Source organism: Pontibacter qinzhouensis, from assembly GCF_008017455.1.
Classification (GTDB): domain Bacteria; phylum Bacteroidota; class Bacteroidia; order Cytophagales; family Hymenobacteraceae; genus Pontibacter; species Pontibacter qinzhouensis.
In genome coordinates, this window is record NZ_VRTY01000057.1 from 1 (window position 1) to 22,883 (window position 22,883).

A 22,883-nucleotide genomic window follows, 5' to 3' on the forward strand; every position below is an offset into this window, starting at 1 on the left:
TCTCCCCGAATATCTTGATGCCCACATCCTGGCGCACCCCCGAGATTAATTCATTTGACCGGAGTTGGATTGGCTGCGATACCCCGAAGGTGACCCCTGGGATGGTTTCCAAAGCTTCCGTCATTTTCTCGGCCAGCTCCTCCCGCGTGCCGGCACTGGTCCATTCGTCCTTGTCTTTCAAGATAATGGTGACATCGGCAGATTCCATGGGCATCGGGTCCGTAGGAATCTCGGCGGCCCCGATTTTGCTGATTACCTCCTTCACCTCCGGAAACTTCTCCTTTAGTATCTTGGAGGCAAGCGACACTTTCTCTATTGTTTCCGAAAGGGAGCTACCGGTCAGAAGCCTTGTCTCCAAGGCAAAGTCACCCTCTTCCAGGGTAGGGATAAACTCACTGCCCATGCGGGAGAAGACCACCAGGCTAAGGCCGAAAAGTACCATAGCCGAGCCAATGACCAACGCCTTGAATTTCAAAGCACCCCTGATGACCGGGTTGTACATGCGTTGGAAGAAGTCCATCATCCGGTCTGAGATATTCCGCTTGTGGGTGGTGTTCTTGCTCAGCAGCAGGGCGGACATCATGGGCACGTAGGTAAGAGAGAGCAGGAAAGCGCCCAGGATGGCGAAAGAAACAGTCAGTGCCATCGGGCGGAACATCTTGCCTTCTATGCCCACCAAAACGAGTATGGGCAGGTACACAATCAAGATGATGATTTCCCCGAAGGCGGCGGATGTCCTGATTTTGCGGGCTGAATCGTACACCTCCTCGTTCATCTGCGCCTGGGTCAGGCGGCCACCGCCCCGAAATACCAGATGGTGCATGGTCGCCTCCACAATGATAACCGCCCCGTCCACGATGAGGCCGAAGTCAATGGCCCCCAGGCTCATCAGGTTACCGGAAACGCCGGACAGGTTCATCATGATGATGGCAAAGAGCATGGCCAGCGGAATGACAGAGGCCACCACTAGTCCAGCCCGGAGGTTACCCAGGAAAAGCACCAAAACGAAAATCACAATCAGTGCCCCCTCAATTAGGTTCCGGGTGACGGTGTCCATGGTCCGATCTATCAGCTCACTCCGGTCCAGGAAGGCCTCAATTTCCACACCTTCGGGCAGTGTTTTCCGTATCTGCTCCATGCGCGCTTTCACACGCCCCACTACCTGGTTGGTGTTCTCACCTTTGAGCAGCATCACGATGCCGCCTACCGCTTCCCCTTTTATATTGGTGAGCGCACCGTAGCGGTTGGCGCTGCCGAAGCGGACCTGGCCAATGTCGCCGATGAGCACCGGCGTACCGTTGGATGTGCTTTTGACCACTACCTTTTCAATCTCGCCCAGGCTCTCTAGCAAGCCCTCGCTCCGGACGAAGTAAGCATTGGGCTTTTTGTCGATGTAGGCTCCCCCGGTGTTCCCGTTATTTCGCTCCAGGGCCTCCAGCACATCGGTGATGCTCAGGCTGTGGGCCTTTAACCTATCGGGGTCAAGGGCTACTTCGTACTGTTTCAGGAATCCGCCGAAGCTGTTTACCTCCGCCACGCCGGGCGTGCCGAGCAGTTGCCGCCGCACCATCCAGTCCTGGATGGTGCGCAGCTCCATGGCGGGATGTTTTTTCTCATAGCCTGGCTCTGGGTGCACCACGTACTGGTAAATCTCCCCGAGGCCCGTAGAGATAGGAGCCATCTCCGGTCTTCCCACCCCCGGCGGAATTTGGCCGCTGGCCTCCACCAGCCGCTCGCTTACCTGTTGGCGCGCCCAATAGATATCGACGTTCTCTTTGAAAACGACAGTCACCACCGAGAGGCCGAAACGGGAGATGGAACGGACCTCGTCCACCTCAGAGATGGTGGCCATGGTCTGCTCCACGGGGTAACTGATAAGCCGCTCTACCTCCTGCGCCGCCAGCGAGGGGCTGGTGGTGATGACCTGCACCTGGTTGTTGGTGATGTCGGGCACGGCATCGATGGGCAGTTGCGTAAGGGAATAGACACCCCAGACAATTAGCGATAAGGTGAAAATCCCAACGATGAGCTTGTTGTAAATTGAAAAATGGATAATGCGGTCAAGCATAAGAAAAGGCTTTAAATCAAAATTCCGGAATTCTCCTGCCAGCCGAAACCGATACCTGTAAACAGCCAGTATGCTGAATGCAGGCATAGATAGAGCCGTAAAGCTTCCTTAGCGGAACTTCACAGAGCAGGCAAAACAAATTTGATTTAAAGCCTTGGCGGTTGCCAGATAGAAAAAGAGGGGGTGGTTACACCGGCTACCCGATGAACCGGTGCCGGGGTGATTACCTTAACAGCTGGGAGGCTTGTTTTCTGTGTAACAGTCTGCAACGCGAAACCGGCGCAGCAATTACAGATACACAGTGGGGAACATAAATCCGCAGCCGGGGAATGGTCTTCCGAATCAGTGTTTGAGTTGATGTCGGTTTGTGCAAGCGTATCTACCCTTGGTGCTGCATCAGCACAGGGAACACATGATACCACTATCATGAAAATGCCCATAAGAATAGCAAACCATTTCATCAGCTGCAAATTAATAAAAATTAATTGCAATTGGATTGCAATTTTAGGTAATCCTATAAAAGTAATGATGCATGTAGTGAATTTAGTAAATCATGAAACTAAAAAGGCTTAATTTAGGCTGAAACAACTGTTTTTCTAGTCGTTATTCAGCTTGAATTTATTTTATAGCGAGTCAGCCATAAAGTCTATTGACCTGCAATAGCTACTTCTCCTTTTTTAAAGGAGAAGTAGCATTGATATATTCCTCTATGTTCGTATAGCCGTCCCCATCAAGATCTGCAGAAGCGTCAGCAGAATCATTGGGATTCAGATTATATTTTATTTCCCAAGCATCCGGCATACCATCCTGATCGGCATCCGGCAAAGGCTTGGCGGGTGGATAAGAAGTAAAGCCGCCTCCCGGCCATTCGGCAGGTGTGTTTGGAACTGTCCCTTTTCCCTCCTTAACTGTATTTGCAACAAATTCAGTTATATTGTCCCGGACAGGCAGATGAGTACCACCTGCATCCAATATAGTCATGTAAGCTTCTTCAGGGGAATCGGTTTTAACAGGAAAAGCTTCAAAGGGTTCGGGCATGAGTGTTTCCGGCAGCACTTTCAGGTCGGCAGAACTTCCATCGGGCATGATATTATTTTTCGCAAAAAAATTAGCATAAACGGATTCACTTTGAAACCCCCATTTCCAGGCCTTCAGCTTCTGAGAGTCCGGCCCTTCCTGCTGTACGTTGCCAATGTAGTTCAGCCTTATATAATCGTTGGGACTTCCGTAGCCGGCGCCGCCGTAGTTGTAGAGGATGTTGTTGCGGTAATCGAGCGAGAGCATTTCTGCGCGCATGTTGCGGCGCTCACCATGTGCTATCAGGTTGTGATGAAAAGAAATATAACCCCATCCATTTGCAGCTGCCGACATGGAGTGATTTCCTTTTTCGTGCGTGGACTTACGCGGCGCTCCATAAATGTACGACCACTGCACCGTCGAAGCCACACGCTTTTCCGCTCCGTAAATATTAAAAATCTGGTCATTGGCAAAGGCTGCTTCGCAATGGTCCACCACCACGTTCATCGCCCGTATGTCAAGGCCGTGTGTCTGGTCGCCGAGCACCCGCTGCAGTTTTCCGGGGCCTTTGGTTTCACCAACCCGGATGCGCAGGTACCGCAGCACCACATCGTGCGCCCGCACATCTATTCCCCAGTTTTTTAGCTGAATGCCGGCACCTGGCGCTGTGTTTCCGGCGACTGTCAGGTAAGGATGCATGATGGTGAGCGGGGCCTTTAGTTCGATAGTACCGGTAACGGCAAACACGATGATGCGGGGTCCCTCTGCTTCTATGGCTTCGCGCAGGCTGCCGGCAATTGGCTTCTCTTTCGGAATCATCGGGTAGCCCGGCAGCTTTGGTCGCGCCTGTTCCGGATGCTCTTGCCCCAGTGCGTCCACATAGGGTATCCAGTTACCTTTCCCCAGTGTCTTGGCAAATTCGCTTGGCTGCCCGTATAAGCCTTCTTCCCGGCCGGGCCTGTCTTCAGGAAGGTAATCTTCCAAGGTGGTCACAACAAACACTTTGCCGCCTCTGCCTCCGGGGGTGTAGCAGCCATAGCCTTCTGCACCCGGAAATGCGGGTATGTGCTTTTCCTGCATGGATCTGATAGGCTGTTCCGGCTCCAGGGTGAGCTGTATGTAAACAGTTCCGTTGGTTGAGCCGCTGTAATCGCTGACGGTAAGTACTATTCCTTCCGGAAGCAAATATTTTTTAATTTTAGGATGGTTGAAAGGAAGTTCTTTTGCGCCATAAGGTGCCAGTGCCTTAACAACCTGCGAGATGTTTTCAAAAAGCGGCTGCTTCATGGATTCATCCAGGTAAGGAAAGATTGATTTGCCCTTCTTCGATGCTGCCAGCGCCTCCACACGCCCATGCTGCATGTCGAACCGCAAGGGCCTGCCGATGTGGATTTTGATGACGGGCCGGGTCAAGTCAAAAACGTAATATTCCACCTCGTAGGCCAGTTGCCCAAAAACAGGAAGGCCGGGCCAGGTGGCGTTCCGCTGTGCAGTGTAAAGGAGCGGGTACTTTTCAGTGCCCTGCGCCAGCCTGAGCTCTTTCGGGAAAATGGTGTCTTTGAGCAACAACGGGTTTCCTTGCCACGGCTCCTGCACCTGGAGCAGCTGGGCAAGCAGCGGAAATTCTTTAATTAGAGGCACCACAGCAGCAGCCGCTTGAGGAAACTTGTGCTCCAGCTTTTCCTGTCGTACCTGGGCCGCTGAGCCTCCAGCTATCATCAGAAACAGAATAATTAAAAAGAATAATGCAGGTCTTTTGCTCATGGCTTTTCCGGGAGCTGCTGTTTCAGTGTATACTCAGTGGATTTGAACAAGCCAAATGTAATGGTTGCATAGAAACTGAACACGCAGTTGTATTTAAATAAAAGTGATTGGGGTGTACGACAAAGTACACTAAATTATATGGAATCTTGCCTTACTGGTTCAGAAGCAATTATTCAAATGAAAATAGCCTTCCAAAGCCATTTTACTGTTTCGGAGGCTGTTACCAAATGAACGTATAGGAACCGGTATAGAAGAAAATTGTGCGCTTTGTCCTACACCCAAGTGATTGTTATCAATAATACCTGAAGCGCTGCATTTACAGCTATTTTAATTTCTTTTGCATTAGATTCTATTCTTCTTCACGTTCAAAGATGTTCTCTAAGATGGTTCTATATGAATTTATTTGGTTACGTATAAAAGAGTTAAAAAAGCCATGGATATAGTAGAGCAACTAGATAGCTTACTTCCGCTCTCTTATCGCTTCTCCATTTCCCGGATAGAGAAGAATGAGGAGTTGGAGCAGGTGCATATTTACCTGGAGGTTTCCAAAGCCTATCGTCCTTTCCCTCACCATTCCCTCCACAGCTACTACGAGCGCAGTTGGGAACACTTGCGGCTCTTCCAGTACCGGAGCTTCCTGCACTGCCGGCTACCGGTCTTCCTTGACAGGGAAAGCGGCAAGACAACAGCCATGGAGGCGGGCTTCTCCCGGGAGCATTCCCGTTTCACCCTGCTCTACGAACAGCGCGTGCTGGAGCTTATGCAGCTACACTGCTGCTTTACGAGCGTGGCCGCGCAACTGGGTATTTACCCGCAGCGCGTGGAGAGTAGCTACCATCACTACACCACAGAGGCCTACCTGAACCACACCACTGCCGTATGCGAGCGGGTAGGCCTTGACGAAACCTCCACCCGCAAAGGCCACGACTACATCACCATCTTCACTGACATGGACGCCCAGCAGGTGATTGCCATCGAGGATGGCAGAAGCAGCGATGCGATAGGGGCCTTTTTCGCCTCACATGCGAACCCGGCAGCCATCCGGGAATTGTCCATGGACATGTCCCCTGCTTTCATCAATGGCGCACAAGAGCACTTGCCATGGGCCGGCATCACCTTTGACAAGTGGCATGTCTTCAAGCTCTTTGAGCGCCACCTCAAGAAACTTGATGCCAAACTCGGCACTTACAGAGAGCTGCTCTTCGAGTACCTGCAAGACTTCTACAATCAGCACCAGCCAAATGAAGCGATGGCCCAACTCATCTTCATGGCTGACTGGATTGAGGAGGCCGCTGGCAAGAACGCCCTCTCCAAGTCAATCCGCCAGCATGCACAGGGCCTGGTGAATCATGTTGTAACCAAGCTGACAAACGGCTTGCTGGAAGGTATTAATTCAAAGATACAGGCGATCAAAAGAATCGCCAGGGGATTCCGCTATACCGACAACTTCAAAAAGTTAATCCTCTTCGCTTTTGGGAAAATCACAGTTGACCAAGTAAATTCATAAAGAACCTACCTGATATATATCCGCTACCTTTTTTGAAAATTGCCTTTACCAGGTAGGTAATAGTACATCATAGACTGGCTTCTGCGAGAAATCCAACTACTTCACCAGTACTTTAGCACTACCTTGCCTACCATCCGAAGCATAGCGAACAATGTACAGGCCAGGCTTCAGGTTACGAAATGAAACAGTTTTAGAAGTTGCCTCTCCTACTATCACTGCACCGGTTTCGCTAAACACTGAAACAAAAGTTTTTGAACCAGTAATATAAAGCGTCTTCTCCTTGTAGTCAATCAGTTTGTTTCCGATGTCCTTTTTTACAGAAGTTACGTTTGCAACGACAAGAGAACCAGTGCCTTCGAGAACGGAAGGGTGTGTAGTGGCAGTGTAAGTACCAGGTGCAATGGCTGTACCATTCAGCATGAAAGCATTTACACGAACTGTTGTATTCAGCACTGCTTTGCCGTTGCCGCTGGTGTTGAGTTTCAGGTGGTCGCCTACACTTTTCTCATGGCTGAGGAGCACCTTGTTGTTTAAGCCTACCTCTATCAGACCTGCACCGAACGCTTGGGCAGTAGTACCTTCCATACGAACCACACCATCTGCATGCGCAGGGGCATTGGTTACATCCCAGATGCCGGTGAAACTGCTGTTGTCTCCCCCAAGAACGAGTGTGGCTACTTCAGTACCGTTTCTGGAATTCCGGGCCGTAATTTTGCCGTTTCCACTGATGTTACCGATTAATACCATTGCGTTTCCTGCACTATTGCCACTGTTCATTTCCATACGCACATCACCTGACACTTCTATAGGGGCATCCAGCGTAAATCCTGTGCCACTGGTGGCATAGCTCATTCGGGAGCCCTCCTCCATCCGAATAACACCTGTTGCTCTGTGAGCTCCTCTCAAGCGAACGTTTCCGGTGCTGCTCAGTACAATATCAGCAGGGAAAACAAAGTTTGTAGTCTCTATCTCTCTGGCAACCATAACCGTTTCGCCTGCCTCAGGCAGTAGCTGTGGCGAGAAGTGTGCAGGATTATCCCAGTTCCCGTTTGTTCCGCCTATAAAGTTAAAGCTGCTTGGGCGACCTACAATAACCTTACCGGTACCACCAATTAAGCCTGCATGGGTGGTTGCGGAATATTCACCCAGAGACTGCATGGTACCATCAATATAAAACTCACTTAGCGTTACATCTGCATTGAGTACAAGCGTTGAGCCTGTTACCACTCTCAGAGCTGCCGTAGGCTGCAATGCGCCACCGTTTCCGATAACAAGTGTGGCTCCACTGTTTACTGTTACATCACCCTTACCAATGGCACTGGCTACGTTTACTTCCAGTGTGCCAGCCGTTACGTTCCAGTTTCCTGAGTAGTCACTGTTGTTGGCAGCCAGCACTACGCGTCCGCTACCTTCTTTCGTGAATATGTGCACTCCGCTTAATGCTGCATTCAGGGTAAGCGTACCTGTTCCATTCATTTTATTTGCTTCTTTGGTAGCTATTTTACCTCCCAGGGTTACATTGCCGGCAGTAGTGAGTTCGGCCCCGGCCATGGAGAGGTAAGTAGCGGTGCTGTTATCTGTCACGTTTAGTTTGGCTCCGTTCTGCAGGTGCAGGTCGGCCAGGAAAGAACCGCCGGTTGCCAACACTTCATGCTGCCCGTTCACAGTTGCAGATTCTCCAACAGCAGGCACATCGCCCGGATTCCAGTTTCCGGCCACTAACCATCCTTTCGTATTGCCGCTGCCTGTCCAGTTAAAATTCCGGACAGCTGGTGCCTCTGCGGTTGGGTGCCATCCGTCAGAACCTCCCATTACATTCTGGATAGTAAAGGTAGCTGCTTCTGCTTCTGTCAGTGCCCGGAGGCCAGCCCAGTTGGCACGGTGGCTCATATCAGCACCTGGTCCGGTGTTGTTGTACTCGTAGAGGTGCAGGTCCGGACTGGTATCGGAATAGTCCATCCCCCACTTATCGCCCCAGCCTTCCGGATGTATTTTTTCCGTCATATGCGAATTAAGAATTGCTACTTTAGGATATTCATGCCACGGACGGCCGATTCTTACAAGGTTTCCGTCATCTCCGGCGCGTGGGCTGTTGGTAGCGTATGTAAAGCGGCTGTTGTTAAATACATAACCATATGGTTGGGATCGCGGTGTGGAGGGAGCTGTAATCCAGCCACCACCCCAGCTGCGGATTTCGCAGTTTTCGAACCAGGCAATGCCTCCGCCATAGATGTAGTCGGTACGGCCCAGCACAATGCAGTTCTCGAAATAGCTGCGCTTGCCGGCATCCCATAAGTAAATAGTATCCTGGTAACCCAGAAAATTACAGTTCAGGAATACATTTTTGTCGGATTTAACTGTGATAGCCAGCGCCTGTCCAACCGGACCTGCCGTATTCTGGAAGGTAAGGTTTTCGGCCCGGAAGCCATCGCCCTGCAGGGTGATGGTTGATGAAGTCCGGATATTCTCGCCTGTCCATTTGGCAGCATCGGCAACTGGGCATTTATTACCTGAGCCCGGGCTGTTACAATCGTAAATATGGTAACTGATAATGGTTTCGTCACGGCTTTCCCCGATGAAAGTTACATTCTTCTTATCACCTGGGACGATCAGCTTTTCGGTATTGTAGAGGCCGCGCTTGATGTAGATGACCGTGCGCCTGTCGCTGTTGGAAGGCACCGCATCGATAGCGTCCTGTATCTTATTAAAATTGCCGCTGCCATCAAGAGCCACAACCATGTCGGCATTGAACGGATTCTGAGCCCTTGCTGAAAAAATAATCAGGAAGATGAACAGCAGCATTAAAATCTTCGGTAAAGGTTTAGCCATTTTCAAAAGCATTAAAAGGTTAATTAAAGAAGCAAAATCATATTTTAGTGATTCACAAATGCTTGTATTTTTTAATATTATTCTATCACGGAAGCAGAAGCCTGCAGGTCAACCTCTGCTTCCGTAACAGCATATTCGTGACTTAATTTGCTAGCAGCGTATAGGTTTTGCCTTTCCGCGTTCCCAAATCGAGTAAAATCGTTTGCGGCAGCTCGACATTTGCTGCGGTTGCCTTTGGCGAAATCTGCGGCTCTTTAATATGGGATACCTGGTAAAATGTATTCGGATTCTCCCCTGCTGCTTTTTGCAGCTTACCCTTGCCCTGCATTACCAGGCTATCCGCCACTCTTATCCGGCAGTTGCCGCCCAGCTTTGAATGTATCGCCAGTTGCTTCACTTTTCCGTTCTCCCAGCGCATGTCTACTACAAAGCCCCCGCGTGCGACCAAACCTTTTACCTCACCGGAGGACCATCTGTCGGGCAGGGCGGGCAGCAGGTGCAGCGTGCCGTCGTGGCTTTGCAGAAGCATTTCGGCAATACCGGAAGTACAGCCAAAGTTGCCATCTATCTGGAAAGGCGGATGCGCATCGAAGAGGTTCGGGTAAGTACCGCCACTCTGGCCTGTTGCCTCATAACCGGCTGGCGATAGCTGGTCTTCAATGAGTTTATAGGCACGGTTGCCATCTAAAAGCCTGGCCCACAGGTTCACTTTCCAGCCCATCGACCAGCCTGTAGATTTGTCGCCACGGTAAACGAGGGAGTTTTTGGCTGCATTGAACAGCTGTGGGTGGCTGTAAGGCGACACCTGGTTGCTCGGGTAAAGCCCGTACAGGTGCGACACGTGACGGTGTTTATCGTTGGTGCGGTCCCAGTCGTGCATCCACTCCTGCAACTGCCCGTGCTGGCCTATTTGCATAGGCGGCAGGCGGTCACGAATGGCTTTCAGGGAATCAGCGAAGGCTATGTCTGTGCCCAGTATTTCAGCTGCCCGGATAGTGTTGCTGAATACATCAAACACTAATTGGTTATCCATGGTGGTGCCAGCGGCAATAGATACGCCGCTCTGATGCCCGTTTTCAGGCGACATAGACGGCGTTACCACCAGCCATTTATTCACCGGATCTTCCTGCAGCACATCGGCATAGAACAAGGCTTTACCTTTCAGGATGGGGTAGTACTCCTGCAGGAACTTTTTATCGCCGGTGTAGAGGTAATGCTGCCACAGGTGCTGCGTAAGCCAGGCGCCGCCCATCGGCCACAGCCCGTAAAAAGCGCCGTCGATGGGTCCGGACATGCGCCAGATGTCGGTGTTGTGGTGCATGTTCCAGCCACGGGCCCCGTACATGTTTTTTGCACTTTCTTTACCGGTTTCTGCCAGGTCTTTGAGCATGGCGAACAGTGGCTCGTGCATCTCGGGCAGGTTTGTTACCTCGGCCGGCCAGTAGTTCATTTCGGTATTGATATTCACGGTGTACTTGCTGTCCCAGGGGGGCGACACTCTATCGTTCCAGATGCCCTGCAGGTTGGCCGGCTGCGTGCCCGGCTGGGAACTGGAGATGAGCAGGTAGCGCCCGAACTGGAAGTACAGCGACACGAGCTGCGGGTCGTTGCCTCCGGCGAATTGCTCCACACGCGCATCGGTAGGCTTATTTGCCGCGTCTGTTTTACCTAAGTCAAGTGACACCCGGTCGAAATATTTCCGGTAGGTTTTGATGTGCTCCTCCCGGGCTTTGCTGTACTTCTTTTTGGTCGCAGCTGCCAGAAAACCGGCTGCCCTGGAAGCTTCATCACCGCTCAGGTCTTTGTAGTTTTTGAAGTTGGTGCCCATCGACACATAAATGATTGCCTCGTCGGCACCCGTTATTTGCAGCTGGTCGGCTGTGGCTGTTACCGTTCCTCCCTTCACGATCGGCTGTATGCGAGCCTGGAATTTCACTTTTCCTTTTTTGTTGTCGCTGTCGCCCGATATTCCTGCCAGCACGAGCTGTTTCTCCTGCGTTTGCACGCTATAGCTTTTATGGGGGCTATCGGCTCCGAGGGTACAGGAAATACTTTGAGGCATATCGGCGGTTAGCCTGATAATAATAACTTCATCCGGAAAGGAAGAGAACATTTCGCGCTTATACGTTACGCCATCCACCTTATAAGAGACCGAAGCCATTGCATTCCCGATGTCCAGGTCGCGGGTATAGGCGGTAGCTCCTTCGTGACCAGGGAAGGAGATGAACAGGTTGCCCACTGGCTGGTACTGCATTCCGTAATTCAAATGAGCCGGTGCACCTCTTGGAATCTTCTCAAGCGCCAGCGCCTGAGCTTCCTTGTGTTTGCCTTCGAAGATTAGCTGACGAATCTCCGGCAAGGCACTGTAGAGGGCGGCATTGACATTGTTGCCCGGTTCCCCTGACCAAACGGTTTCCTCATTTAACTGGAGCTGCTCCCTGGCCGTTTCGCCAAATATCATGGCGCCTATGCGGCCGTTGCCCAGTGGCAGCGCCTCGTTCCAGTTAGAAGCGGGCTTGTTGTACCACAGCTTCATGTTTGTACTTGTCTGTGCAGCGGAATCAGCAAGGACGGTCATTATTAATACAAATGCACAAATAACACTTCTAAGAATACTCATGTTTTATAAAAATTTAAAACTTATAATTTTCTACTTTTATAGCAGTAACAAGAAATCACCAATTCTTTTTCTTAATTATTCAGATTTCTTGCCTGCAGAGGATTTATCCGGAACCAGTCAAAATCGGCATAGCCTGCGTCGTTTATCTTGTCTTTTCGCACGGCAAACAAACCCACTTTGGCGCCTATCCACTTGCCTGGTTTAGCTGTAAGCGGTGTGCCTACTAGCTTGAATTGGCTGCCGTCTTCGCTGTAGCTGAACTGGCATACAGCTCCCTTATCCACATCCACTCTAAAATAGATTTCTTTGCTCTTCACCTTGCCCAGCAGCTCCTCTTTGTCGGGGGTGCCTTTCTCGGCTTTCTCGCCTTTGGTGTAAGCCAGGTAAAGCCCGTCTTTTTTGCTCACCAGCGAAAGGTGCGCATAACTGTCGCTCATCACGATCAGCCCTGCCCGCTCGTTTACCAGTTTATCGTTTGGCGTGAACTTCATCTTTGTGGTGACCGTGAATTGCTCAGCCGGGAACTTCTGCAACAGGAGGTTCGAAGTATCCCAGAAATTTTTATAGTTCTCCGGTTGCTGCTCTGTAAACATCCGCAGCTGGCCATTAGAGGGATTGACAAAAGCCCAGGTAGCTTTGGGATTGGCATGCCACTGCCACTGCAACCCCAGCCTGTGCCCCTCAAACTCATCTGATTCCTAGGGCGTTACTACCGGAGAGGTCTTGCCTACGTCCGGCTTTTGGTGTACCAGCACCGGTTGCCCTTTGCCGTCGCCATCAGTGTCTTCGCCGATTACCGGCCAGTCGTTCACCCACTTCATGGGTTGCAGGTGCACAATGCGGCCATAGGCCTCAACGTCCTGGAAATGCATAAACCAATGTTCTTTGCCATCTGGTGTGTCTATCCAGGCGCCCTGGTGCGGACCGTTGATGGAAGTTTTTCCCTGGTCCAGTACGATTTTCTCCTCGTAAGGGCCATAGATGTTTTTGGAGCGGAGCACCAGTTGCCAGCCTGTAGACACGCCACCGGCAGGCGCAAAAATGTAGTAGTAGCCGTACCGCTTGTAAAATTTAGGACCTTCCACGGTAGGGTGGGCATCGTGACCGTCGAAGACCATCACGCCTTCGTCGAGCACTTTGGTGCCTTCCGGATTCATGCGGTTTATTGTCAGCACGCTTTTGATGCCGGCCCGGCTACCGGCCCAGCCGTGCACCAGGTAAGCCTGTCCGTCCTCATCCCAGAAAGGGCAGGAGTCGATAAGGCCTTTGCCTTCCTTTACCAATACCGGTGCCTCCCATTGCCCTGCAGGATTTTTGGTCTTCACCATATAGATGCCAAAGTCAGGGTCGCCCCAATAGATATAGAACTCGCCTTCGTGGTAGCGGATAGCCGGCGCCCACACCCCATTACCGTGCTGCGGCCTGGAAAAGTGCTCGAACGGGGGCAGGCGGTCCAACGCATAGCCGATGATTTTCCAGTTCACCAGGTCCTTGGAGTGCAGCACCTGAAGACCAGGTACGACATTAAAGCTGGAAGAGGTCATGAAGTAATCATCTCCTACCCTACACACATCCGGGTCGGAGTAGTCGGCGTTGATGATGGGGTTTTTGTAGCGGCCATCACCCAGGTCCGCCACCCATACTTTCGATACCTCGCCCGTGGGTGCGGGTAGCGACACCCAAGCCTGTGTTTTTTCGGTGGATGCTATTTCAGTACGTGTTTTCTCGCTCTGGCAAGCAAGTAAAGCCAGTAAACTTAACGTCAGATATTTCTTTGAAAGCATAATTGATTTTTAATACTATAATCATTAACTGAAGCAGCCACTATTCTCTTAGCAGTGCCAAACGCTTTACTATATGTTCATTTTCCGTCTGAACAGACACCAGATAAATGCCCGCAGGCAGGCTGTTCTCTCTGACATCGGTGCCGTTCCACTTCACTTCATGGTTACCAGGTGCCAGGCGGCTGTTGAGCAGCATATTTACCTGTTTTCCCGCCAGGTCAGTTACCTCAATTCGCACCTGGCTTTGCTGTTTCAGTGTAAAGGCAATTGCGGAAACTCCTGTAGATGGATTCGGGAAGATCTCAGTTTTCTCAAGCCTTTTCTCCTGCGGCAGCCCGGTTACGTTTAAGGCAACGAGGCTGTTGAGGTATAATTCCAGGTTAGTATAGCCGCTGGCATGGATGCCGTTGCGGTCGCTGGCATCGTCCGGATTCAGTCCGTTGGCGGTTTCCCAGGCGTCAGGCATGCCGTCGTTATCGGTATCCTGCGGTGCTGGCAAAGACTGCAGCACTGGCCAGCCGCCCACATCGGCTTGTGAGTCGATGATGCCGTTAGTACTCCCTTTTGAGCCCTGGGCGGTAAAGGAGCGGTCGAGGACGGTATTCAGGATGCGTTCGTCCACTGCATCGCGCCTTAGCGATGCTCCGGCATACTGCAGTACCAGTTCGTAGGCTTGTTCTGCCGAATGAGTAACCACATTATTCCCGATATCGTGTGGGGAGCTCATGCGCATGGCTGCCTTGTCTGCTTCCGATACGGTGCCGTAGCTGTTGTGAAACTGGTTGTATACACCGTAGGTCCAGTTGTCTTCCGTGGCGCGGGTGCTGCCATCCACGAAGTTGCCGTTGATGTAGAACCTGCCCCAGATGTCGTAGTTAGTACCTCCAACTGTTTTGTTTTTATCGATGGAAAAGATACGCTCCCTTCTGGAAGACGCTGTGGCAGGGCCGGGCTTGTAGTAACAATTCACGATATTAACATCTAACCCCTCTGCACCGTAGCCGCTGTTGCCGTTCCAGTTGTAGATGACATTGTTGCGCATATCGGTCACTTCGGTGCGGATACCGCCAAGCCGGGGGTTACGGCTGTCGTGGTGGGCCAGCAGGTTATGGTGAAAAGACGAATACCTGCCCCCCCAGATGCCACCATACCCATGCGTGCCTTTTTCGTGAAGTGAGTTGCGCAGGCTTTCAGCAATAAGGCACCACTGCAGCGTGAGGTTTTCATTGTCATAAAACGACACGCACTCGTCGGTAGACCAGCTCATGGAGCAGTGGTCTACTATTATATCTTTGCGGTACCGTCCTCCAAGGGCGTCGGCCTCCTGCTGCGCTTCGTCGCCCATTCTAAAGCGAATGTAGCGGATAATGACATTGTCGGTATTGACGTTAACCGGGTAGTTTTTGATGGTGATGCCGTCACCCGGTGCTGTCTGTCCGGCAATGGTAATATTGGGGTTGCTAATGTTGAGGGTGGAGTTCAAAGAAATGGTCCCGGAAACTCTAAAAACAATAGTACGCGCCCCCGATCTGGTTACTGCATCGCGTAAACTCCCGGCTCCGGAGTCGTTGAGGTTGGTAACAGCATATATTGCGCCTCCCCTACCGCCAGTAGTATAACGGCCGAAACCTTCTGCACCCGGAAAAGCTAATTGCTGGGCCTGGAGGTAACCTGAGAAGGCAAAACAAATAATGAACAGTAGTCTTTTAATCATGATAAAGTTTGTGAACAGAGTTTCAAAATAGTAGCTATAGAGGGATCTTCACCGTTGGCTTTTATGTTAAGGCCACAACAAAAACAGAGTTAGTAAATAAATTTTCTACGAACAATTTTCAAAGGACCTGAAGTCCCCCACTAGTTGAGTGAGTTGACTTCAGGTTAGAGTTATCTGGCAGGTTACTATCCCCACTGATTTTTAGTAGAAGATATTTCATCTGAATTACCTCCAACGAGGGTCTCCAATGCCTTTGGTAAAGATGGGATGGTTTTGAACTTCTGAGGTATTCCTGAATCGCATCCCATTCAGGTTGTAAATATGAGAATCGGGAGCCCAGGTTGTTCCTGTTTGCCTACCTTTCGGATAAGGATCGATCATCAGGTTCTCCGGTGCAATTGGTGTTAGACCCGTTATAACTCTTGTTGCTTCCAGACCACCCACATTCAGTTCTCCTCCATTAAAGCCTGCTCCCCGACTGGCATGGCTAAACGGCTGGTTGTTAAATATCTCTGCACTGGTAAAGTAGGTAACAGCACCGTTTGCTGATTTTGCTGCGGTTGAATAGTTATCGGTAATGTCGAAACGTAGACCTGGACGATAGGCAGTAAAATTTAAGCCACTCTGGAAAAACGGCCTGTTGTCGTTGGCGGCTTTAACAGAGATAAAGAGGTTCTTTTTAATCGTGTAGCTGCTATTTATCGGAGCGTTTGGATGTGCTATCAGGAAACGGCCATTCGAGATGGAAAATGCATTTAAAAAGGTGTTATTCTCGATAGTTACATTCCAAACCACGCTCGGCGCCCAGTTCAGGTTTGCATTTTCGCGCATCAGCTGGTCGTAGGAGATACCAATAAAGGAGTTGTTCTTGATAACTACATTGTTAAATATATTCGTTCTCTCCGACCTTGCTTCCCCGGTGATAAAGGCATAGCCACGTCCGTTTACATCATACATCCCATTGTCGTGAAACAAGCAGTTATCGACAATAATATTTTCGATAACCTGACGGTTAGAGCCCTGGGTTCGGAACCACCCCCGAACTATACCCTGGAAATTACAGTTACGAACCTCCAGTTTGGAGCAGGTAAAAGGCATTGATGCCGAGTGCTGGTTCATAAAGTAGTTACCGGAAATGGCCTTACCCGGAAACAATGATTGGTTGAAGAAGTTAACCGCATACGGTGACTCGAAGTTGATACCATCAAAGATCACATCGCCCACGGTAATACTGCCTATTTCACCGGCTTGTGCCTGGCGGCCCAGCTGGAAGTTAGGAGTATGTGCATTTGCTGTATTGGATTCGCTATAGCCAAGCCCCAACAAAACTGTTGCTTTCGTGCCGGGGCTGTTTGATTTTAAGGTGAATCCTTTTGCTATTACCGTACCGGAATTGATATAATAATTTTTGCCTGCTTCGAGCATGAAGATGGTGCCTTCGGCCAGTTCATTATCAAAAAGAAAATTATTTAAGATAGTATCAAGGCGGGAAGCATTATGCTGTTTCGCCCAAGTATTTAAATTGTCGACCACGTGCGGAATAAGAATAGGCGCACCTACCTGGCCTCTCATACGAACCATGGTTGTATTGTATAACCGGTCCCAGTAGCGTTTCACTTTGTTGTTAAGCCCGTTTACCACATACAAAGCATTTGAGCTAAGGCCTGTAACATCAACGTACCCATTCGCTAAATCTGTGGGGGTAAGGGTAATCTTTTTCGAAGGTAAATCCCTGTTCACTGAGGCGGGTTCAACCAGGATCTCGTCTATCAGAAACATATCATTCTCATGTTGGAAGCTGGGATTCAGTACAGTTGGGTTTGTATCATACACGGTCTGGTCGAACCATACCCGCAGGCTGTTTTCCGTCACATTAGAAACGGAAACAACATCGGGTATACCGTATCGTTCGCCTGTATCGAAATCTGCGCGTTCATCATTGTGAGCGCCATCACCCAACCCATACCACTTCGAGTGGTAAGCTTCTCCGCGGGGAGAGAGTGTTTGAATGGCAAAATTATGCCTGGTTGAATACTGCAAATCCTTCTTGGTCAGTTTCAGCACATCGGGCCCTACAACGGTATCCCAAAGGATGTCGGCTGGCCTGTCCCAGGCGCCGGCCTGGGTTTTCATTTGTAAGCGGTAACCTGCTGCGCCGTTAATGCCGTTCCAGACCAGGTACACATCGTTTGTATTTACAACCTGACTGGCAAGGGGATCATTGGCATTACCTGTATTTGCCTGCTGACGAAACACAGCCATAAACGACCTGTTTTGTTCTTCGTCGGTGATGTCGTTGAAAGGGTCCTTACAGGCATTAAAAGCCAACGCTATTATGCTTGCAAAAACGAGATTCAGTACTAAAATTTTATTTTTCATATTACGATTATCCGTTGTTCCAAAAACCATTAATTATAGCCATAGTTATTTTTATAGGCACCATTACTCATCTGGACAGCATGGTTAGGGAAAGGCAGTATATACCGCACGGGCGGCAGGTTATTAGGGTCCATCATTCCCAGATTGCCTCCCGGGCCGCCATTAATAAAGCCACGGTATGAATAAAGAATCTGAGGTCTGGGAATGGAAGTATCTTCGTTATACCAGTTATAATAGGTTGCTATCTCCCAACCGGCACCTGGGTGCAGGGTAGCTTCCCATGGGTTGTAAAATTCAATAATCTGAAACCTGGAATCAGTAACAGGATAAATGTTTCTGTTGCCTGGGTTGGGAACACGCCTGAAAAACTTGTTAAAAGGGAGTTTCTCATATTTCTCGTAACCATCTATAAAGTCGCCTCCGGCCATGGACGCTACAGTATAGTATTCCATAAAACTGTCGTACACCACTTTCGAATACAGATTCCAGCGAACCAGATCTTTCCAGCGTATGTTTTCGCCACCAAATTCCCATTTCCGCTCATTCACTATCGCTTTAAAAAAGGCTTCTTTAGAGGCAGCGGCAGCGTTGGTATAGGCATCCACCTTTTCGGGATGGTCTGCGGGTTCAAAGGCGCGTCTGCGCACTTGTTTTAGAGCTTCAACTGCTTTTGCGCCATGTGTACCCATTACCCCTTCCTCTACCTCATTAACGGCTTCAGCATACATCAACAAGATGTCAGCCAAACGCATGTATGGCAGGTTAATACCGGTAGCACCTGCACTTTGGTTTCCTAGCGCCTTAGAAGGATCTGCCCAAAGTTTCGACCACTTGTTATTGTACATGCTGTAGTCAACGAGTACCTGTGGCACGCGGGCAGCGTCGTAACTCCACATACCCACTGTATAGTCTTTCCTGATATCCTTGCGGTCGAAGGAGTAATGGTAGAAAGCATTAAGCCGCATGCCACCGCTCGCTGCCCCCCACTCGTGATTGGTGATACCTTCGACTGAACCTACGGCAGCCCCGGTTACAAAGCCGACATTGCTGCTCGAACGTCTCAGGAAAGGAATTTCAAAAATAGGGTCGTCGTTATTGCTTACAATGTTGTTCGTCTGGTCGATAAATACCTGCCGGTATGGTTTGTTAAGATTGTGCGTACCCAATGAAATGGCAGAGTCGGCATACTGCATGGCAACACTGTAATAATCTTTGTAATCAGGCATCCGTTTCATAGTGCCTTGAGCGCCACCTTCCGGGTACAAGGCATAACCGCCGCGGGTTAAGGCCATCCGGGCGATCATGCCATAGCATAATTCCTTAGATGCCCGTTCTACACCATGTGTTAAAGTAGCTGCGGATTTCATGCCGGAAGCAGCTCCTCTTAAATCCTCGATAAGGAAACTGAGGATTTGGTTACGGTCCGTGACAGGGATTACGAATGAGCTAAGCTTCATGGAAGGCTCGGTGTTGAAAGGCACATCACCAAACATCACCACCAGGTCGTGGTAGAAGATAGCCCGCAGTACTTTCGCCTCACCAAGTTGCTGTGTGAGATCTATATCGTTTTTGTTAAAAACCGGGCTGCTCTGGATGCCATCGATAAAGATATTCGCTCGCTCAATTCCCTCGTATTGCTTATCCCAGAACCGTTGAATGGAAGCCGCATGCTGGGCACCGTCAAAAACCCTGAAATCTTCCCCGTTTACGTTCCGTAACTGGTTGCTGAAGGCCGTAAACTCTACATCGTTGTTAAGGGCAAAGGTACTGAAGTAGGCATTACCGTATGTGTCGTTGCTCATCATGGAGGCATACACGGCAGTCAATACCCTGTTTATCTCCTCTTTATTTCCAAAGACATAATCATCTTCGTACTTGGAGTCGGAGCTTACTTCCAGGAAATGTTCGCAGGAAACAAGTGGCAATAGGAATATGCTAAAAATGATTAAATATTTTCTCATCTCTGTCTTAATTTAAATAATGCAGTGAAGTATCCGGCTTACAATGTGATATTAAAACCTGCTACAAAATTTCGGCTTCGCGGGTAACGGTTATAGTCTATGCCAGGTGTGAGTCCGGTTTGTACGTCAACTTCCGGGTCAAACCCGCTGTATTTAGTCCAAAGAAATAAGTTGAAACCGCTGACGAATACCCGTATGTTGCCTACCTTCAGCCGGTCCATTGCTTTTTGAGGTAAAGTATAGCCCAGGGTAAGGTCCTGTAAACGCAGAAAAGACCCGTCTTCTATAAAGTAAGAATGTGTTACTCTTTTGCCTATATCTACCGGGTTAAATATTTCGGCATTGGCATTAACTTGCTGATATTGATCGGTATACAAATTATTACTCACCATCCTGTCACCATACACATCATCGGCATAGCGCCAGCGCCGGTCTTCGTTAAACTCAGGCAGTATATTAAAATAGTTGTTGTTGTTGTTCTCGAATGAAGACAGGGTATAGCGGGTGGCATTGTTCACGCTGAACCCATACATTCCGAAAAAGTTAGCAGAAATATCAAAATTACCCCAACCTCCCGACAGGTTGAAACCGCCGCTGAATTTCGGGTTAGTATTTCCTATAACTACTTTGTCGTTATCATTAACAATGTTTGAAGCCCCCTCTTCATCCACAAAGTTTTTGAATTTTGGCCTGCCTGGTTGCGTGCCGAAAAGCGCATCGTTATTAACAGTTCCCGGTTTTGCCACCCAGTTGTTTTGTACCAGGTCAAATTCATCAAACCCGTAAATGCCATCGTATACATAGCCATAAATGAGGCCTAGCTGATCGCCAACCCGTAGCATGTAATCAAAATCCGAGGAATTCCAACGGTCCGAAGTCATCCAGAGCACATCTTCTGTGCCATTAAGCCTGTCGATACGTGTCTTGTTAGCCCCGAAGGTCAAAATGCCGTTCAGGAATGCGTTGGTTTGTTTAATAATCTGTGCGTTAACAGTGAGGTCGAAACCGCGGTTGGTAACCTGGCCAATGTTTTGCATTTGCCGGGTATAGCCGGAAACAGTGGGAATATTGCTCAGGTAAAGCAGATCGGTTGTGGTATTCCAATAGGCTTCCGGTGTTACAGTCAGGCGCCCGTCAAACATCTCGATGTCTAAGGCCAGGTTGCGGGTGAGCGTAGTTTCCCATTTAATATTAGGGTTAGGAAACGTTCTATTACCTGCATTCACGTAGTATTCGAATCCGCTTTCATTGGCTTCTCCCCAGCCTGGCCCGCCGGTTGCACTTACTTCATACTGGTACCGCCACATGTCGTCTGTAATCCGGTTATTTCCGGCTCTACCGAGTGCCGCCCGTATTTTGAGTTGTGAGAACAAGTTCTGGTTAGCCAGGAACTCCTCGTTCGTTAGCACCCAGGCGCCCGAAATAGCCGGGAAGTGCCCCCACTGGTTGCCCGGAGCAAATTTGGTGGAGCCGTCGGCACGATAAGTAAGCGAGAGCAGGTATTTGCGCTCGAAGTTGTAGTTGGCCTGGCCAAAGAACGACGATAATCTTTCAGGTGATGTTATAGACGATGTAGCTTGCCAGGGAGTACCTAAGCCCATGTTTCGTAAAGCTCTTTCGGGTTGAACTGCTTTCGGAAAGTAACGTGACCTGTTTGAGTTGGTAAACTGCTCTGTACTCTGGATTTCCTGCCCCACCAGAAAGGTATAGTTGTGCTTGTCTATAGACGCTTTATATTCTAGGGTATTTGACCATCCGTACCGATTACGTCTTTGCGTTGTAAGTTCGGCTAAAGGCAGCCCGTTATTATTTCTTGCATCTGAAGTTAAATCGCCCCAGAAACGATCTGTAAAGTTATACGCCATGTATTGTGTACCTAACGTACGCAAAATCAACCCCTGTACAATATTCCATTCCACCGAAGCCTGGTTAGTGAATTCGTATCTGTTTCCTCTCAGGTAGTTCTGGTCAATGTCACCTTTTGGGTTGGTGTAGGCAAAGAACCGTTCATCTTCCGGATCTATGTCTTCAGCAGGAAGATAAGAATAATCGCGGATACCATTTGTTGGCCGGTAACGCAGTACGTTAATAATGCCGCCGCCGCCTACAGCATCTGCACCGGCGCCTCTGTCCTGGCGATAAGTCAAGCGCGGGTTTAGCAATACCTTTACCTTTTTAGAAATATCAGCACTTATTTTTGTGTTAACGTTGGTACGCGAAACTCCGGATCCGATCAGTACACCATTCTCGTCATGATGGGTTATACTTGTATTGAACCTCAGGTTCTGTGAACCACCGCTCAGGGTAAGGTTATACATATGGCTCAGGGGGGATCCTCCTAAAATTTCGTCCTGCCAGTCGTTTCCTTCAAATCGTTTGTATAAAGAAAAATCGGCCGGGTTACCGAAGTTGCCCCGGAATCGCTGACGGTTGGCGTTATTCCCTACCACGCCTTCGTATTGAATTTTTACGAATTCATAGGGATCCATTAAATCCATTTTGCGGGCGAGCGTTCTTACCTGTGTGTTGTGGTTAAAATTGATTTTCAGTTTACCGGACTGGGCCGATTTTGTGGTTACCACCACCACCCCATTGCCTCCACGGGCGCCGTAAATGGCTGTTAAGGAAGCATCTTTAAGAATGTCAATCGTTTGAATATCGGTTGGGGGAATGTCGTTGATGTTATCCACGGGAAATCCGTCCACGATAAACAGCGGTGCATTGCTTTGTGTTACAGAGGTGCCTCCCCTGATACGGATGTTCACCTCAGAACCGGGCGCGCCATCGGTCGTGGTTACCTGTACACCGGCCGCTTTACCTTGTAACGCCTCCGCTGCCGAAGCCACCGGAACCCGTGCCAGCGTTCTTCCCGAAACCGAAGAAACTGAGCCGGTAAGTTCGGCCATCGTTGTAGCAGAGCCATAACCAATAACGACCACTTCTTCCAGCGCTTTATTATCCGATTCAAGAACCACATCCACAAGAGAGCGGTTGCCTACTTTTACTTCCTGTTTTAAGTAACCTACTGAACTAACAACTAAGGTAGCATTAGCAGCAACTGAAAGCGTAAACTTCCCATCAACATCGGTTGCAGTACCGTTTGAGGGACTTCCTTTTTCGAAAATAGTGGCTCCTGGCACACCCTCACCTGTTTTATCGGTAATTTTACCGGTAACAACTTGCCCCTGAGCCAATAGGTCAGTCGGTGCAAGTAGTGTTAACATCAGCCATATTAGGAGG

11 protein-coding genes and 1 pseudogene are annotated in these 22,883 nt (G+C 49.6%); 1 reads left to right on the plus strand and 11 read right to left on the minus strand.

Going from position 1 to position 22,883, the window contains the following annotated elements; genetic code table 11:
- From FVR03_RS14815 to FVR03_RS14820, 3 genes are all read right to left on the minus strand, one after another.
- Window positions 1–2,068, minus strand: a 2,068-nt coding sequence (locus tag FVR03_RS14815; protein WP_147922561.1) for an efflux RND transporter permease subunit, incomplete at its 3' end; no start/stop codon positions are given.
- 146 nt (window positions 2,069–2,214) lie between these two features.
- Window positions 2,215–2,529, minus strand: coding sequence for a DUF6660 family protein (locus FVR03_RS25205; protein ID WP_369410458.1), 315 nt, complete (start codon window positions 2,527–2,529; stop codon window positions 2,215–2,217).
- Between the two features lie 202 nt (window positions 2,530–2,731).
- Window positions 2,732–4,849, minus strand: a complete 2,118-nt coding sequence (locus FVR03_RS14820; RefSeq protein WP_147922543.1) for a hypothetical protein — start codon at window positions 4,847–4,849, stop codon at window positions 2,732–2,734.
- A 403-nt stretch (window positions 4,850–5,252) separates the two neighbouring features.
- Here FVR03_RS14820 and FVR03_RS14825 point away from each other — a divergent pair, with 403 nt between their 5' ends.
- On the plus strand, window positions 5,253–6,356 hold the full coding sequence (locus FVR03_RS14825; protein WP_147922544.1) for a transposase: 1,104 nt from the start codon (window positions 5,253–5,255) through the stop codon (window positions 6,354–6,356).
- A gap of 96 nt (window positions 6,357–6,452) precedes the next feature.
- Here FVR03_RS14825 and FVR03_RS14830 read toward each other — a convergent pair whose 3' ends face one another.
- From FVR03_RS14830 to FVR03_RS14860, 8 genes and pseudogenes are all read right to left on the minus strand, one after another.
- On the minus strand, window positions 6,453–9,185 hold the full coding sequence (locus FVR03_RS14830) for a pectinesterase family protein (protein ID WP_187270175.1): 2,733 nt from the start codon (window positions 9,183–9,185) through the stop codon (window positions 6,453–6,455).
- A 142-nt stretch (window positions 9,186–9,327) separates the two neighbouring features.
- A complete protein-coding gene (locus FVR03_RS14835; RefSeq protein WP_255474230.1) occupies window positions 9,328–11,721 on the minus strand; it encodes a glycoside hydrolase family 95 protein in 2,394 nt (797 codons plus the stop codon).
- A 155-nt stretch (window positions 11,722–11,876) separates the two neighbouring features.
- A pseudogene (locus FVR03_RS25305) lies at window positions 11,877–12,488 on the minus strand (beta-xylosidase family glycoside hydrolase); the annotation flags it as partial.
- Between the two features lie 15 nt (window positions 12,489–12,503).
- Window positions 12,504–13,589, minus strand: coding sequence for a glycoside hydrolase 43 family protein (locus FVR03_RS25310; protein ID WP_500797023.1), 1,086 nt, complete (start codon window positions 13,587–13,589; stop codon window positions 12,504–12,506).
- A gap of 40 nt (window positions 13,590–13,629) precedes the next feature.
- On the minus strand, window positions 13,630–15,303 hold the full coding sequence (locus FVR03_RS14845; RefSeq protein WP_147922547.1) for a T9SS type A sorting domain-containing protein: 1,674 nt from the start codon (window positions 15,301–15,303) through the stop codon (window positions 13,630–13,632).
- Between the two features lie 225 nt (window positions 15,304–15,528).
- Entirely contained in the window at window positions 15,529–17,682 is a 2,154-nt protein-coding gene (locus tag FVR03_RS14850) for a hypothetical protein (RefSeq protein WP_147922548.1), read from the minus strand.
- 29 nt (window positions 17,683–17,711) lie between these two features.
- Window positions 17,712–19,643 (minus strand): RagB/SusD family nutrient uptake outer membrane protein, encoded by a 1,932-nt coding sequence (locus FVR03_RS14855; RefSeq protein ID WP_147922549.1) that lies wholly within the window; start codon window positions 19,641–19,643, stop codon window positions 17,712–17,714.
- A gap of 38 nt (window positions 19,644–19,681) precedes the next feature.
- Window positions 19,682–22,867, minus strand: coding sequence for a SusC/RagA family TonB-linked outer membrane protein (locus FVR03_RS14860; RefSeq protein ID WP_222707242.1), 3,186 nt, complete (start codon window positions 22,865–22,867; stop codon window positions 19,682–19,684).
- Window positions 22,868–22,883: the final 16 nt, after the last annotated feature.

What these genes read in the sequence shown, in the direction of transcription:
- FVR03_RS25205 (WP_369410458.1), bottom strand. Translation starts at nt 2,529, where the DNA reads ATGAAATGGTTTGCTATTCTTATGGGCATTTTCATGATAGTGGTATCA.
- FVR03_RS14820 (WP_147922543.1), bottom strand. Translation starts at nt 4,849, where the DNA reads ATGAGCAAAAGACCTGCATTATTCTTTTTAATTATTCTGTTTCTGATG.
- FVR03_RS14830 (WP_187270175.1), bottom strand. Translation starts at nt 9,185, where the DNA reads ATGGCTAAACCTTTACCGAAGATTTTAATGCTGCTGTTCATCTTCCTG.
- FVR03_RS14835 (WP_255474230.1), bottom strand. Translation starts at nt 11,721, where the DNA reads ATGAAGCTGTGGTACAACAAGCCCGCTTCTAACTGGAACGAGGCGCTG.
- FVR03_RS25310 (WP_500797023.1), bottom strand. Translation starts at nt 13,589, where the DNA reads ATGCTTTCAAAGAAATATCTGACGTTAAGTTTACTGGCTTTACTTGCT.
- FVR03_RS14845 (WP_147922547.1), bottom strand. Translation starts at nt 15,303, where the DNA reads ATGATTAAAAGACTACTGTTCATTATTTGTTTTGCCTTCTCAGGTTAC.
- FVR03_RS14850 (WP_147922548.1), bottom strand. Translation starts at nt 17,682, where the DNA reads ATGAAAAATAAAATTTTAGTACTGAATCTCGTTTTTGCAAGCATAATA.
- FVR03_RS14855 (WP_147922549.1), bottom strand. Translation starts at nt 19,643, where the DNA reads ATGAGAAAATATTTAATCATTTTTAGCATATTCCTATTGCCACTTGTT.
- FVR03_RS14860 (WP_222707242.1), bottom strand. Translation starts at nt 22,867, where the DNA reads ATGTTAACACTACTTGCACCGACTGACCTATTGGCTCAGGGGCAAGTT.